Origin of the sequence: Bradyrhizobium macuxiense, assembly GCF_007993935.1 — a bacterium.
Lineage (GTDB): Bacteria > Pseudomonadota > Alphaproteobacteria > Rhizobiales > Xanthobacteraceae > Bradyrhizobium > Bradyrhizobium macuxiense_A.
Genome location: NZ_VITY01000024.1, coordinates 1 through 13,276, shown reverse-complemented (window position 1 = coordinate 13,276; position 13,276 = coordinate 1). Strand labels below are relative to the sequence as shown.

Annotated in this window: 15 protein-coding genes; 6 read left to right on the top strand and 9 right to left on the bottom strand. The window is 65.4% G+C overall.

Annotation, left to right across the window (positions count from 1 at the left end):
* The first annotated feature begins 1 nt into the window (after nucleotide 1).
* Nucleotides 2-841: an ATP-binding cassette domain-containing protein gene (locus FBZ93_RS38875; protein WP_146992988.1), complete on the top strand. Its 840-nt coding sequence runs from the start codon at nucleotides 2-4 to the stop codon at nucleotides 839-841.
* A gap of 7 nt (nucleotides 842-848) precedes the next feature.
* Entirely contained in the window at nucleotides 849-1,448 is a 600-nt protein-coding gene (locus FBZ93_RS38870; protein WP_146992986.1) for a flavin reductase family protein, read from the top strand.
* A 108-nt stretch (nucleotides 1,449-1,556) separates the two neighbouring features.
* Here the strand turns inward: FBZ93_RS38870 and FBZ93_RS38865 are convergent, their stop codons facing one another.
* Nucleotides 1,557-1,937: a hypothetical protein gene (locus FBZ93_RS38865; protein WP_146992984.1), complete on the bottom strand. Its 381-nt coding sequence runs from the start codon at nucleotides 1,935-1,937 to the stop codon at nucleotides 1,557-1,559.
* 169 nt (nucleotides 1,938-2,106) lie between these two features.
* Here FBZ93_RS38865 and FBZ93_RS40995 point away from each other — a divergent pair, with 169 nt between their 5' ends.
* The gene (locus tag FBZ93_RS40995; RefSeq protein ID WP_167351875.1) at nucleotides 2,107-2,262 is read left to right on the top strand and encodes a hypothetical protein; all 156 of its coding nucleotides are present in this window, start codon (nucleotides 2,107-2,109) and stop codon (nucleotides 2,260-2,262) included.
* A 42-nt stretch (nucleotides 2,263-2,304) separates the two neighbouring features.
* Here the strand turns inward: FBZ93_RS40995 and flbD are convergent, their stop codons facing one another.
* The 6 genes from flbD to FBZ93_RS38835 all read right to left on the bottom strand — a co-directional run bounded on the left by flbD (nucleotide 2,305) and on the right by FBZ93_RS38835 (nucleotide 7,906).
* Entirely contained in the window at nucleotides 2,305-3,690 is a 1,386-nt protein-coding gene (flbD, locus tag FBZ93_RS38860) for a sigma-54-dependent transcriptional regulator FlbD (RefSeq protein WP_146992983.1), read from the bottom strand.
* Between the two features lie 57 nt (nucleotides 3,691-3,747).
* Nucleotides 3,748-4,098: a flagellar motor switch protein FliN gene (gene fliN / locus FBZ93_RS38855; protein ID WP_050631817.1), complete on the bottom strand. Its 351-nt coding sequence runs from the start codon at nucleotides 4,096-4,098 to the stop codon at nucleotides 3,748-3,750.
* Between the two features lie 20 nt (nucleotides 4,099-4,118).
* Nucleotides 4,119-4,742 (bottom strand): FliH/SctL family protein, encoded by a 624-nt coding sequence (locus tag FBZ93_RS38850; RefSeq protein ID WP_074132075.1) that lies wholly within the window; start codon nucleotides 4,740-4,742, stop codon nucleotides 4,119-4,121.
* Complete coding sequence (gene fliG / locus FBZ93_RS38845) at nucleotides 4,742-5,827, bottom strand: flagellar motor switch protein FliG (RefSeq protein ID WP_021077001.1); 1,086 nt, start codon at nucleotides 5,825-5,827, stop codon at nucleotides 4,742-4,744. The genes FBZ93_RS38850 and fliG overlap by 1 nt, the downstream gene beginning before the upstream one ends.
* 1 nt (nucleotide 5,828) lies before the next feature.
* Nucleotides 5,829-7,457 carry a flagellar basal-body MS-ring/collar protein FliF gene (gene fliF, locus FBZ93_RS38840; protein ID WP_146992981.1) on the bottom strand — a complete coding sequence of 543 codons (1,629 nt, stop codon included), beginning with the start codon at nucleotides 7,455-7,457 and terminating at the stop codon, nucleotides 5,829-5,831.
* Nucleotides 7,458-7,630: 173 nt separating this feature from the next.
* Nucleotides 7,631-7,906, bottom strand: coding sequence for a DUF1153 domain-containing protein (locus FBZ93_RS38835; RefSeq protein WP_002714638.1), 276 nt, complete (start codon nucleotides 7,904-7,906; stop codon nucleotides 7,631-7,633).
* A 559-nt stretch (nucleotides 7,907-8,465) separates the two neighbouring features.
* Between FBZ93_RS38835 and FBZ93_RS38825 the strand changes: the two genes are divergently transcribed.
* On the top strand, nucleotides 8,466-9,245 hold the full coding sequence (locus FBZ93_RS38825; RefSeq protein WP_146992979.1) for an alpha/beta fold hydrolase: 780 nt from the start codon (nucleotides 8,466-8,468) through the stop codon (nucleotides 9,243-9,245).
* Between the two features lie 207 nt (nucleotides 9,246-9,452).
* On the opposite strand, the gene FBZ93_RS38820 is transcribed toward FBZ93_RS38825, so the two are convergent.
* The gene (locus tag FBZ93_RS38820) at nucleotides 9,453-11,078 is read right to left on the bottom strand and encodes a hypothetical protein (protein ID WP_146992978.1); all 1,626 of its coding nucleotides are present in this window, start codon (nucleotides 11,076-11,078) and stop codon (nucleotides 9,453-9,455) included.
* Nucleotides 11,079-11,338: 260 nt separating this feature from the next.
* On the opposite strand from FBZ93_RS38820, the gene FBZ93_RS38815 reads away from it, so the two are divergent.
* Nucleotides 11,339-12,001, top strand: a complete 663-nt coding sequence (locus FBZ93_RS38815) for a hypothetical protein (protein ID WP_146992977.1) — start codon at nucleotides 11,339-11,341, stop codon at nucleotides 11,999-12,001.
* Nucleotides 12,002-12,181: 180 nt separating this feature from the next.
* Nucleotides 12,182-12,469: a hypothetical protein gene (locus tag FBZ93_RS38810; RefSeq protein ID WP_146992976.1), complete on the top strand. Its 288-nt coding sequence runs from the start codon at nucleotides 12,182-12,184 to the stop codon at nucleotides 12,467-12,469.
* Between the two features lie 118 nt (nucleotides 12,470-12,587).
* Here the strand turns inward: FBZ93_RS38810 and FBZ93_RS38805 are convergent, their stop codons facing one another.
* A complete protein-coding gene (locus FBZ93_RS38805) occupies nucleotides 12,588-12,770 on the bottom strand; it encodes a hypothetical protein (RefSeq protein ID WP_146992973.1) in 183 nt (60 codons plus the stop codon).
* Nucleotides 12,771-13,276: the final 506 nt, after the last annotated feature.

Here is a 13,276-nt window from a genome sequence, read left to right as displayed (position 1 = left end):
AATGCAAGAAGCGCTTCGATTCCAACCCGTTGACGCCGAGCCGGTCGATCGTTCCGACATCCGCGTGCAGGCGCGGCAGTTGCGGCGCGGACCGGAAGCGGCGGCTCGCGGCCTGTCGCTGACCATCCGCGGCCTGCGCAAGGCGTTCGGCGACAATGAGGTGCTGCGCGGCATCGACCTGCACATTCCCGCCGGCCAGTTCGTCGCGATCGTCGGCCGCAGCGGCTGCGGCAAGAGCACGCTGCTGCGCTTGATCGCCGGCCTCGATGCGCCGACCGCGGGCAGCATCGCGTTCGGCGAGGAGCCGCGGGCGCAGGACGTCCGCGTCATGTTCCAGGAGCCGCGCCTGCTGCCCTGGGCACGGGTGCTGTCCAACGTCGAGGTGGGGCTGGGGCGCGAGCGCTCCTCCGCCGACGCGCAGGCGCGTGCCGAGCGCGCGCTGGTCGAGGTCGGCCTCGGCGACAAGCGCGCCCAGTGGCCGTCGGTGCTCTCGGGCGGCCAGAAGCAGCGCGTGGCGCTGGCGCGGGCGTTGGTCAGCCAGCCACGGGTGCTGGCGTTCGACGAGCCGCTCGGTGCGCTCGATGCGCTGACGCGGATCTCGATGCAGCAATTGCTGGAACGGGTCTGGCGCGACCAGGGCTTCACCGCGATCCTGGTGACGCATGACGTCGCCGAGGCCGTCGCGCTCGCCGATCGCGTGCTGGTCATCGAGGACGGCCGGATCGCCGAGGATGTCACGATCGATCTGCCGCGACCGCGCCGGCGCGGCTCGGCCGAGCTCGCCGCGCTGGAAGGCGAGATCCTGAAGCATCTGCTCGAAGGCAGCGAAGACACTCTGTGAGGTCGCCATGAATTCCCTCGTCCGCAACGTTTCGATCGAACCCGCGGTGGCGGCCGCCGAGTTTCGTGGCGCGATGCGCCATCTCACCGGCGGCGTCAGCGTCATCACGGCCGGGCGCGGCCGGGAGATTTCGGGGATGACGGTGACCTCGGTGTCGTCGCTGTCGGTCGAGCCGCCGTCACTGATCGTCAGCATCAACCGCGCCGCGTCCTCTTGGCCGCTGATCGCGCGCCATGGCGTGTTCGGCGTCAACATCCTGACCGCGGATCAGCTCGAGATCGCCGAACGCTTCACCGGCAAGGGCGGCTTGAAGGGCGCGGAGCGGTTCTCCGGCGCCGAATGGACCACGCGCGCCTCAGGCGTCCCGCTGCTGGTCGGAGCGCTTGCTGCGATCGACTGTGAGATCGAAGAGGTCATCGAGCGGCATTCGCACGCGATCGTCATCGGCCGCGTGCTCGACGTGATCGCATCGCAACGCACCGCCGCGCTGGCCTACTGGCACGGCGAATATGTCGCGATCGACCGGGACGAAGACGCCGCGCGGCTGGCCGAGGTCAGCCTGCCGTCGCGTCACGTCCATGCTCCGCGTGTGCCTAAAGCGCGATGAATTTGAATCGTCATCGCGCTTGAGATTCTCGTTCCCGCAGGATCCGGAAAGCCGCTTCGCACTTTCCCGGCCATGCTTCAGCGCAGCGTTGCCGGTCCGAATCGGCCTTCAGTAGACTGCGCTGAGGGACGCCGGGCTGTCGATGATCACATTGCTGCCGCGAACGCCAGCCCATACGGCCTGGATGGTTTGAGCCGTATTGCCCAGCGGAATGCCGACGACCAGCGTGGTCGGGACGCGGCCGAAGCTCGACGGGGTCCCTTCATTGTAGGTAAAGCTCGCGACGACCGGCGAGGCCGTGCCATTGACGGTGACGCCGAACACGCCGCCTGGAATATCGTTGCCCATGGCGTAGGGATTCGGAACGTTGAGGGTGATGATCGCGGTGGTGCCGACGCCCTCCGGGATCGTCAGGCTGAGACCTTGCATCGGCGTAAGAGTTGCGGAGTTGGTGGACAGGGTGCCGGCGGTCTGCACGTAAAGGGCCATATCACTCTCCAGTTGTCCAAATATAAAAGCGCAATATGGGATTGAATACGGCAACTGACTGCAAGATTCAAGGGATCAACGGCGAGGCAGCCGGCGCGGCATGTTGGCCGTGGCGCTTTCCCGGCAACCGCACTAAAAGCCGCGGATGTTTCGGAGACGTGACGGTTCGATGAAGCGCCTGGGAGCCTGGCTGTTCTATCTCGTCGGCGCAATCGCCGTCGCCTATCTGGCGCTCTATGCGTATGCGGCGTTCACCGGCCGCGACATTACGCCGGGCGATCCGATCCGGATCTTTCGCAAGCCCGACGCGCCCAGCTATTCGTGAGGCGGGGCGGGCGGCGGCATGGCTCCGCCGCCTCCCTTCTTCTTAACCGGCGTTCGCCATGCGCTGATAGTCGGGCGCGCCATTGCCGGCCGGGGTGATGGGAATGCCGCCGTCGGCATATTCATTCAGCTTGTTGCGCAGCGTGCGGATCGAGATGCCGAGGATGTTGGCCGCATGGGTGCGGTTGCCGAGGCAGTGCTTCAGCGTTTCCAGGATCAGGTCGCGCTCGACGTCGGCAACGGTGCGGCCGACCAGCGCGCGGGTGACCTGCTCGGCGGCCAGCGTCGCGTGCGCCACCGCGGGCGCGGTCTTGGCAAGGTCGAGGCGATCGCCGTCGGGGGTCAGGATCGCGTCCGGTCCGATCTCGTCGCCCTGCGCCATCAGGACCGAGCGATGAATGGTGTTCTCGAGCTCGCGGACGTTGCCCTGCCACCGGTTCGCGGTCAGAACGCGGCGGGCCTCGGTCGAGATCGGGCGGACGGGAAGGCCGTTGGCCTCGGCGTATTTCTTGGCGAAGTGCTGCGCCAGCTCGAGGATGTCGGCCGAGCGATCGCGCAGCGGCGGGATCTTCAAGTTGACGACGTTGAGGCGGAACAGCAGATCCTCGCGGAAGGTGCCTTCGCGCACCGCTTCCGACAGATTGCGGTTCGAGGTCGCAATGATGCGGATGTCGACGGGCACGGGCTTGGTGCCGCCGACGCGATCGATCACCCGCTCCTGGATCGCGCGCAAGAGTTTCGATTGAAGGCGGACATCCATCTCGGAGATTTCGTCGAGCAGCAGCGTGCCGCCGGTCGCTTCCTCGAACTTGCCGATGCGGCGCGCCACCGCGCCGGTGAAGGCGCCCTTCTCATGGCCGAACAGTTCGGATTCCAGCAGGTGCTCGGGGATCGCCGCGCAATTGATCGAGATGAACGGCCGCTTGGCGCGGGCCGAGCGGGAATGGACATAGCGCGCCAGCACCTCCTTGCCGGTGCCGGACTCGCCGGTGATCATGACCGACGCGTCGGAGCCGGCGATCTGCTGCGCCAGCTTGATCACCCGGCCCATCGCCTCGTCGCGGTAGATCAGGTCGCGCGCGTCATTGGCGACCGCGGCCAGCACGGCTGCGATCAGCTCGGGGTCGGGCGGCAGCGGGATGTATTCCTTGGCGCCGGCGTGGATCGCGGCGACCGCGGCGCGGGCGTCGTTGGAGATGCCGCAGGCGACGATCGGCACGTGGATGTGCTCGGCCTCGAGCCGCATCACGAGGTCGCGGATGTCGAGGCCGACATCGACCAGCAGGAGGTCGGCGCCCTTGCCGCCGCGCAGCACGTTCATCGCCTGTTCGGCGGCCTCGGCGTGGGTCACCGAAGCGCCGTTGTCCATCGCGATCTTGGTCGCGGTCGTGAGCTGGCCCTTCAGGGTGCCAACGATGAGAAGCCGCATGATGATCTCCTGTTCGTCTGGTCGCGCAGGTTCCGCGCGCTACCGCCTAGGTTCGTTTTAAGAGCGTTCTGCCTTGATGATTTCGGTCATGGTCACGCCGAGCTTGTCTTCCACCAGCACCACTTCGCCACGCGCCACCAGGCGGTTGTTGACGTAGATGTCGATCGCCTCGCCGACCCGGCGGTCGAGTTCAAGCACGGTGCCCGGTCCGAGCTTCAGGAGGTCGCCGACGTCCATCTTGGAGCGGCCGAGCACCGCCGAGACCTGCACCGGCACGTCGAACACGGCCTCGAGATCGGCCGCGATGCGCGCGGCGTTTTCGTCCTCGTTGTAGCCGATGTCGTCGATCCCCGGCGCGTCGGCGGCGTTGAGATCGGGAAGCGGGACTTGGGTGTCGGTGTCGCTCATGGTTCAGCCCTCAATCGCCTTCAGCCAGCCTCGCCGCGGGACGCCAGATAGCGCCCGACGAGTTCGTTGATCTTGCCTTCGATCGCAGCGCGTTCCAGCACGACGCCGCCATCGGCCCATTCGATCCGGCAGTCGCCAGTCGCAATGGTCGGCTCGGCCAGGATCACCAATCGGCCCTGGAAGCCGGAATGCGCCGCCATCTGCTCGATGTTGTGATGCGCCGCCTCATAGAGCGCGTCATTGATGCGAACCACGAGATGCGGGGTTGCCACCAGATGCGAGAAGCAGTCGGAGACCAGCGCGGTGATCTCGCCGAGCGGCTCGCGCGCGACCAGTTCGGCGCAGAGCTTGCGGGCGACCGCGACCGCGACGTCGACCGCCTCGGTCTCCATCCGCATCTCGATGCCGGCAAAGCGAGCCGCGATGCCCTTGATCGCGGTGCCGATCTCTTCCAGCGCCTGCGCCGCGCGGCGGTCGCTCTCGACCTTGGCCTCGCGCAGCGCCGCCTCGTAGCCGGCGCGATAGGCACGCGCCTCGGCGTCGGCGACCTTCTGGGCGACCTCGGCGGGCGTCGGCGCGCGCTCGCGGGCGCGGTCGGGCGCCGAGAAGTCCGTATCGAACAGGAATTTTGCAGGTGCGGCCATCAGTACACCAGCTCGTCGTCGGCGCGGTTCTTGGTCAGGGTGATCTCGCCGCGGGCGGCGAGGTCCTTGGCGAGGTTGACGAGCAGCGCCTGCGCCTCGTCGACGTCGCGCAGCCGCACCGGGCCCATCGCGGCCATGTCGTCCATCAGCATCTTCCCGGCGCGCGAGGACATGTTGCCGAGGAAGAAGCTGCGCACCTCCTCATTGGCGCTCTTCAGCGCGACGCCGAGCTTGTCCTTGTCGATGTTGCGCATCAGCGTCTGGGCCGAGGCGGAATCGAGCTTGATCAGATCGTCGAAGGTAAACATCAGCGCCTTGATGCGCTCGGCGGATTCGCGGTTCTCTTCTTCCAGCGAGGTGATGAACCGGGTCTCGGTCTGGCGGTCGAAATTGTTGAAGATCTCGGCCATCACCTCATGGGCGTCGCGGCGGCGGGTCTGCGACAGGTTCGACATGAACTCGGTGCGCAGCGTCTGCTCGACGCGCTCGATCACTTCCTTCTGCACCGCCTCCATGCGCAGCATGCGGCCGACCACGTCGAGCGCGATATCCTCGGGCAGGATCGCCAGCACGCGCGCGGCATGCTCCGGCTTCAGCTTCGACAGCACCACGGCGATGGTCTGCGGGTACTCGTTCTTGAGGTAGTTGGCGAGCACCTCTTCCTGCACGTTGGAGAGCTTCTCCCACATGTTGCGGCCGGCGGGCCCGCGGATCTCGTCCATGATGCCGGTGACGCGCTCGGCCGGCAGGTATTGCTGCAGCAGCCGTTCGGTGGCGTCGAAATTGCCCATCAGCGCGCCGGAGGCCGACATCCGCGAGACGAATTCCAGCATCAAATCCTCGACCACGTCGGCCTCGACGGTGCCGAGCGTCGACATGTGAACCGACAGCTCGCGGACCTCTTCGTCGTCGAGCATCGACCAGATCTTGCCGCCATATTGCTCGCCGAGCGCGAGCATCAGGATCGCGGCGCGCTTCGGGCCGGGCAGCGGCTTGCCCTTGGGCCGGGCGCTCTGCCGGTTCGCCAGCGTCGAGAGGACGGTGGCGATATCGTTGGCGTTGGTGGTCTGGGGTACGGCGGCCATGTCAGTTCTCTACCGGCTCGCTCAGCCATTGACGGACGATGGAGACGGTCTCGTTCGGATTGCGCTCGGCGAGTTCGCCGACCCGGTGCACGGCCTGGGCGTGGACCTGGCCCTGGATCTGGGCGACGTCGATCAATTGCGCCGCGCCGCTGCCGGCCGGAATCAGCGCCTGGCCGGTCGCGCCGGCGCTCTCGGCATTGGCTTCGGCCAGCGCCGGCAGGCCGCCACCTGCCAGCGCCGGAATGACGTCGGCGGCGACGATGCGCTTGACCAGCGGCCGGACCACCATGAACAGCACGACCAGGCCGAGCATCATCATGACGCCGAGCTCGATGACGTACATCACGTCATCCTTGGTGAATTGCAGCATGCCGAGCAGGCCGGTCGGCTCGGTGATCGGCTGCGAGGCGGGCGGCTCGGCGAAGCGCAGGTTGACGACCTCGACCTGGTCGCCGCGCTTCTGGTCGAAGCCGATCGCGGAACGGACCAGGGCGGCGATGCGGTCGAGCTGCTCCTTGGTGCGGTCCTGGTAGACCATCTCGCCTTTTTCGTTCTTGGCGTAGGCGCCGTCGACCAGCACCGCGACCGAGATACGGTTGACGCGGCCGGCCTCGGTCACCTCGGTCTTGGTGGTGCGGGAAATCTCGTAATTGTTGGTTTCTTCGCTCTTCTTGCTCTGGTCGCGGGCGCGGGCGGCGTTGTCCTGGTTCTGGCTGCCCGGCAGCTCGTTGGCGACAGTGACCTGGCCGGAATTGTCGGCGGTGAGGCTCGATTCCTCACGGGTCTGGGTCGAGCGCAGCACGCGGCCCTCGGGGTCGAACTTGTCCGAGGTCTGGGTGATCTTGTTGTAGTCGAAGTCGGCGGAGAGCTGGACGCGGGCGCGGCCGGCGCCGACCACCGAGGAAACGATGTCCTCGACCTGCTTGCGCATCCGCTTCTCGAAGGCGGCGCGGCGCTCGTCGCCGACCGTGGCATCGGCATCGGATTGGGCGCCGTCGGCGAGCAGCTGGCCTGCCTCGTCGACGATCGAGACCCGCTGCGGCTTCAGCCCGTTGACGGCGGAGGCGACGACATGGCGGATCGCCCGGATCTGCTGCGGCTCCAGCGAACCGCGGACCCGCAACACGATCGAGGCCGAGGGCTCCGGCGTCTCGCGCGAGAACAGCGGCTTTTCCGGCAGCACGAGGTGGACACGCGCGGCCTGGACACGGTCGATGGCGCGGATGGTGCGGGCGAGCTCGCCCTCCAGTGCGCGCAGATGATTGATGTTCTGGACGAAGCTCGTGGTGCCCAAAGCGTCCGATTTGTCGAAGATCTCGTAGCCGACGCCGCCGCCCTTGGGCATGCCGCCCTCGGCCAGCTTCATTCTGAGCCGTGTCACCTTGTCCTTCGGCACCATGATCGCCGCGCCGTCATTGCGCAGCTCGAACGGGATCGCCTGGCGCTCCAGCTCCTTGATAATGGCCGACGAATCCTCCGTCGACAGGTCGGTGAAGAGGGTGGTCATCTGCGGCGTGGTGACGCGCATGATGACGAAGGCGAAGAAGCCGATCAGGGCCGCGGTGACCGCAACCATGGCCGCGAGGCGGGCCGCACCAAGACCTCTCAGGAAAGCAACCAGACTTTGCACCAACGGCCCCCAGGGATTCGGCCCACGCGGGTCCGACTGGGCAAATATTGCCTAGGGTATGGTTTCCATATGGTTAACGAAGGTTAAGAACCGCGGCAAAAACGCGGACATGAAAAAAACCGGCTTCGCAAAGCGAGGCCGGTTTTCGTCAAATGCCACGGGTATTGGCAGGTCTACTGCCGGTATTGCTGGATACGTGTGGTGCGCAGTCCGGCCAGACCATGCTGGTCGATCGAGAACTGCCAGGAAAGGAATTCATCGACGGTCAACGTGTAGCGGCTGCAGGCCTCCTCGAGGGAGAGCAGGCCGCCGCGGACCGCAGCGACGACTTCGGCCTTGCGGCGGATGACCCACCGTTTGGTACCGGGGGCCGGCAAATCCGCAATCGTTAACGGGCTGCCGTCAGGCCCGATGACGTATTTCACCCTCGGGCGATGGGGTTCTGTCATGGCGTACTCACAAACTCTCAACCACTGAACTCGCAAGGGGTAAGCTACGCCTCCCGGTTTAAAATTTGCCTAAGCCCAAGCGTTCAATACGAATCTCGTTGGAACGGCCGGGAACAGGGGGCGGCTTGGGCATCGGATGCCGGTCTTGGCGGGTATCGTCAGGCCGCTGAGCAAGCGGCACCCCTCTCCCTAACCCTCCCCCGCAAGGCGGGAGGGAACCCGTCCGCCGGTCCGTCCCTCACAAATCGGATGCGTAATGACCAGCGCTAAGTGAGGTGAGCACACTCGTCGGGCTCCCTCCCCCCTTGCGGTGGAGGGTTGGGGAGAGGGGTGGCCCCAAGTGAGATGTTTGATTTGAGGATTGCTGCCGCGATCACGGTTGTGTGCGGCGAGACGCGTTTGATCAAACGTCGCACTTCCTGCCTGTTCAACTATCCTTGATCGTCGCGATCCGAGCGGCGCCGCGCGTAACCACGCGCGATTGCGTGCGTAGGAGAGGTTGTCCGCTCGCCGCCGCAGGTGGGCGCGCTTCGCCACTCCTTTCATCCGAGCCCTTGTCATGATGATGAACAGACGCACTTTCTCGACCGCTCTGCTTGCCGGCGCGGCAGCTTCGCTGGTGTCCTCGCGCGGCATGGCCGCAACCACGCCGCCGGTAAGGGCACGCAACGTCGTGCTGGTGCATGGCCTGTTCGCCGACGGCTCCTGCTGGTCCGAGGTCATTCCGCGATTGCAGACGGCCGGGCTCAATGTGACATCGGTGCAAAATCCGTTGACCACGCTGCCGGAAGCGGTTGCATCGGCGCAGCGCGTGCTTGATCGCCAGGATGGCCCGACCGTTCTGGTCGGCCATTCCTTCTCCGGCATGATCGTCACCGAGGCCGGCGTGCATCCGAATGTTTCGGCGCTGGTCTATGTCGCCGCGCGCGCCCCCGATGCGGACGAGGACTACACCGCATTGGCCAAAACCTATCCGACGCCGCCGGCAAGCGCCGGCATCGTATTCGATGGCGACGATGGCCGGTTGAGCGAAGCCGCGTTCCTGCGCGATTTCGCAGGTGACCTGCCCGAGGCAAAGGCCAAGGTGCTCTATGCCGTGCAGCAGCCGTTCCACAAGCAACTGCTCGCAGGCAAGACCAGCCATGCCGCCTGGCGCAGCAAACCGAGCTATTACGCGGTCTCCACCGAGGACCGCACCATCAATCCGGATCTCGAACGCTTCATGGCGAAGCGGATGGGCGCCACCACGATCGAGCTGAAGGCCAGCCATCTGGCGCTGATCTCGCAGCCCGATCCGATCGCGCGGCTGATCCTCGACGCCGCGGGACGGCCGGAGTGAGAGGTGCATCGAGTCGCAGACTTCGTTTCACCTCGCCCCGCCCGCGGGGAGAGGTCGGATCGCATGGAGCGAAGCGCAATGTGATCCGGGTGAGGGGAGTCTCCGCAAGCGCGACTGTCACCGCATGCGCGGCGAAAGCCCCTCGCCCTAACCCTCTCCCCGCAAGAACGGGGAGAGGAGCAGGTGCCATCGCCGATCTCAGCGCGCTTACAGGATATGCGTACCGTGACTGTTGAGGATGCCGTGATCGCCAGTGATCGGGATCAGATCATGGACCACAGTATCGACATCGACAGGCGCGCTCGCCGTATTGCCTGAGGCGATGTTGCCTGCCTGCGCATGGCTGAGGTTGAGGCCGCCGAGCAGATTGCCGACCAGCCCATCCGTTCCGGTGCCGCCGAGCGATGGAATGCTGAGCGGGCTATTGCTGCCGGTCAGTGCGCCGAGATCGAGCAGGTGCGGTCCGTTCGGCCCGACATCGACGGCGTTGACCTCGACTGTGTGATGATCGCCCGAGGTTGGCGCAGCCAGGATATCGATCGGTGTCCCGTTCGCCTGCGTCGGACCGACGTCGACCGTAACAAGATGGCCGCTGCTCGCGTTGCTGAGGCTGCCGACGATGCCGCCCAGCAATCCGCCATCGCCGGCATTGTTGCCGCCATTCGCGGTCACCAGCGGCAGGCTTTGCAGGTCGTGACCGAGATCGTGGATCAGATTGTCGACCGGATTGGTCGGGTCGTCCTTTCCATTGACCACACCGGTGAGCAGAGCGGCCGGCACGGCATCGAGCGCATGCGCGGTATCGGTGAGATCGGCGCCGAGATGCGTCACGGCGTCGGACGTGTGACCGGTGAGGACTTCGCCGGGGGTGTTGAGCACGTCGGTCAGGAGATTGGAGTGCCCGTCGGCAGCAGGCGCCATGCCGAGCTGGCCCAGGCCGACCGCGCCGGCGAGATTGGTGACGCTGTGAACCGCATTGTCGAGACCCGTCTCATGCCCGATCGTGGTGAGGAGACCGCTCGCGTCGGACGCCGCGCCGTTGAGCGCGTTCAGCACGGGTTGCAGCAGTCCGTTCTGTCCCGCGAGCGTGAGGCCGCTGTTCTGGCCGAGACCAGCCGGGATAGCGCCGATCGCATTCACGGTATCGGCGAGATCGGTGCCGAGATTGGAAACGGCGTCGGGCGCGTGACCCGCCAGGACTTCACCTGGCGTGTTGAGTACGTCGGTCAGGAGATTGGAGTGCCCGTCCGCAACTGGCGCGGCGCCGAGCTGTCCGAGCCCGACCGTGCCGGCGAGGCTGGTGACATCGTGGACCGTGCTGTCCACACCGGCCTGCTGCCCGATCGTGGTGAGAAGACCGCCCGCGTTGGTCGCGGCCGCATTGACCGGATTCAGCACGGGCTGGAGCAACCCGTCCTGTCCGGCGAGCACGAGGCCGTTGCCGAGGCCTGGCGATCCACCGCTTCCGGAGCCTCCGCCGGTGGACGTGCCGCCACCCGAAGCGGTGCCGCCGCTCGAGCCGCTACCGCCCGAAGCGCCGCCATCCGTTCCAGTACCGCCGCCGCCCGAGCTACCGCCTCCCGAACTGCCACCACCCGCGCCACCAGCGGAGCTGCCGCCGCTGGAGCTGCCCGTACCGCTACCCGACGCGCCGGAACCCGATGATCCCGTCATGCTGCCCGACGAAGAGCCGCCGCCGCTTCCGGCATCCGCGCCGCCACCACCCGCCGATTGTCCTGATGATCCGGAGCTGCCTGATCCAGAAGCGGCGCCGGGAGCAGTGCCCTGTCCCATGGCCTGATACTGATCAGCATACGCATTCGGGTCGCTCATGTGGTTTGCCTCCGTGTTGCGTCCAACCGGGGCAAAAACCGAAGCTTCAGCGGAATGGTTGCGTCGCGAACGCGCGCGCGCCTGAACATGGCAAATGGCCGATGTCGGGCACGATTCAAATTTTCATCAAGGGCGGTGCGTTGGTGAGGGGGCTGTCCGCCATGGGCCGAGGCGGAGGTCAGGCAGGACAAGCAAGGCGCCGTTAACGCAATGGCCATGATCGTGCACATCGTGCCGCATAAACGCTTAAGTTGCGTTCCATGAAACGAATTCTGCTTGTCACGTCGATGGTGCTCGTCGCGGCCTTCGCGACCTACAAATTCTTCTATCCGACCTACACCTATCGCTACCGCTTGACGGTCAATATCGAGGCGGACGGCAAACTCCATTCCGGCTCGAGTGTGGTCGAGGTGACCTGGTACGCGCACCTCCTGCCAGCGCTCGTCTCATTCTCCTCCGAACTGCGCGGCCAGGCAGCGCTGGTCGATCTTGAAGGGCATGGGGTCATGGTGGCGACGCTCACGGCCGAGCATTGGGGGGCGCATGATGGCAATGCGGGTTGGAGCGCATTGTGGCTCGTTCCCCGCGGATTTGGCGTCGATGATTCAATCGAGGGGTTATCCAAACTGGTCAATTTGCGTGGCAAACGCGAACTTGCCCTCGACAATCTCCCGCGCATCCTGTGGTTCTCAAATCCGCGAGACCCAACCACCGCAAGGACGATTCTCGTAGACGACATACCGTCCGTGCTTGGTCCATCCGCGCGGTTTGCCGGAGCGTCAGTGGAAATGACGACCGATCCCCTTGTGACCGACATTCGTCAAAAGCTGCCATGGATCGACTCGTACTCGGGGGCAAACACGTTGTACCTTCCGAACCATCTTGGCATCAGCGATTACATGTTTGTTGGGGCCGCTTCTTGATATCGGCATGACTGCCCGGGACAAGGACACGGGCGATGGGGCAAGCCCGGGCATGTCTCCGGAGCGGATTGCATGGGTTGCAAAGCAGCGTGATGTAGCTCACGGCGTGCGCGCGCGCGGCGCATCATGGTTGGGGCGTCGCATTGGAGCGACGAATGGAAAACGAAGGACCCCGACATCATGGCCAATATCGACCACAAGCAAGGCACCTATACGATCGCCGCCAATTCAAGCCAGAATTTCACGTTCTGGTGGGGAAAGGATTCGAAGGCGCCCAACGAGTTTTTCGACGTGTCGATCGCACCGCATTTCGAGAAGAGCCGAACCCCGATGGAGCCGCTGCACGAAACGGACCGGGCCGTGTACTGGGATTACCGCGGCGGTGTCGGCGTCGTGCTGATCCTGACCCTGAAGAACAGCAACAATTTTCCGGTCACGTTCGAAGCCAACCACGTCCGCATCTATTGAGGCGGCGAGGGCAAGAAGCGGGCCGCGCCCGTTGCGCGGCCGGCGCCGGGCGCATTGCCCGACCGCGAGGCGCGAGGGCCATCGGCCGGCTGCCTCAAGTCTGATATCCGACGCGCGCTTACTCGCCGGCTGCCGGCGGCAACCGTTCCCGGAGCGCTGCGATCTCGAGCATCACGGTAATCGCGATCGTCTTGAGGCGAGCATTCTCGGCCATCGTCTCGGCGAGCTGCGCAGGTATCGCTGCCGCATGCTGGCGGGCGTTCTGGGCGAGTTCTGGCGGCGTGGGGCGTGTCGTGTTCACGAGCTAACTCTTGCCGGTGGTCGAGGCGACCAGCCTGCGCTGCTGCGAAGTTTCAGGGCAGAATCGGCGCTCAAGCGCGCAAATGAAGATAGCGCCCGCTTGCTTACAGGCAGCTTACGCGGAACAATTTATTGCCGATTGTGTCTGTGGCGCCGCCCGGACAATGCCGGGGAGAGCAAAGCTCGGACAGATCATGTCGCGAGAACGCGGAAGTTTGCCCCACCAGCCGCGCAACATACTCGCTGTCGTCCCTGCGAAAGCAGGGACCTATAACCACGAATGGTCGTTGTCTTGCGGTGTCGGAACGACGAGTCCCTTTCACAACAGGAGCCGCGGCGTATGGGTCCCTGCTTTCGCAGGGACGACATGTGGGGAGGCCTGTGCAAGCACTCCGGCGTCATCGGCCGGCATGATGTTTAGACCGGAGACATTGCTGACACCTGTTCCGACACATCACTGACAGGTCCGCCATTGGTCAAGTCGATTGATGCGACCTGCCAGCTGGC

What these genes read in the sequence shown, in the direction of transcription:
- FBZ93_RS38815 (WP_146992977.1), top strand. Translation starts at nt 11,339, where the DNA reads ATGAAACGAATTCTGCTTGTCACGTCGATGGTGCTCGTCGCGGCCTTC.
- flbD (WP_146992983.1), bottom strand. Translation starts at nt 3,690, where the DNA reads ATGCGGCTTCTCATCGTTGGCACCCTGAAGGGCCAGCTCACGACCGCG.
- FBZ93_RS38835 (WP_002714638.1), bottom strand. Translation starts at nt 7,906, where the DNA reads ATGACAGAACCCCATCGCCCGAGGGTGAAATACGTCATCGGGCCTGAC.
- FBZ93_RS38850 (WP_074132075.1), bottom strand. Translation starts at nt 4,742, where the DNA reads ATGGCCGCACCTGCAAAATTCCTGTTCGATACGGACTTCTCGGCGCCC.
- FBZ93_RS40995 (WP_167351875.1), top strand. Translation starts at nt 2,107, where the DNA reads ATGAAGCGCCTGGGAGCCTGGCTGTTCTATCTCGTCGGCGCAATCGCC.
- FBZ93_RS38810 (WP_146992976.1), top strand. Translation starts at nt 12,182, where the DNA reads ATGGCCAATATCGACCACAAGCAAGGCACCTATACGATCGCCGCCAAT.
- FBZ93_RS38875 (WP_146992988.1), top strand. Translation starts at nt 2, where the DNA reads ATGCAAGAAGCGCTTCGATTCCAACCCGTTGACGCCGAGCCGGTCGAT.
- fliG (WP_021077001.1), bottom strand. Translation starts at nt 5,827, where the DNA reads ATGGCCGCCGTACCCCAGACCACCAACGCCAACGATATCGCCACCGTC.
- fliN (WP_050631817.1), bottom strand. Translation starts at nt 4,098, where the DNA reads ATGAGCGACACCGACACCCAAGTCCCGCTTCCCGATCTCAACGCCGCC.
- FBZ93_RS38865 (WP_146992984.1), bottom strand. Translation starts at nt 1,937, where the DNA reads ATGGCCCTTTACGTGCAGACCGCCGGCACCCTGTCCACCAACTCCGCA.
- FBZ93_RS38825 (WP_146992979.1), top strand. Translation starts at nt 8,466, where the DNA reads ATGATGATGAACAGACGCACTTTCTCGACCGCTCTGCTTGCCGGCGCG.
- FBZ93_RS38820 (WP_146992978.1), bottom strand. Translation starts at nt 11,078, where the DNA reads ATGAGCGACCCGAATGCGTATGCTGATCAGTATCAGGCCATGGGACAG.
- FBZ93_RS38870 (WP_146992986.1), top strand. Translation starts at nt 849, where the DNA reads ATGAATTCCCTCGTCCGCAACGTTTCGATCGAACCCGCGGTGGCGGCC.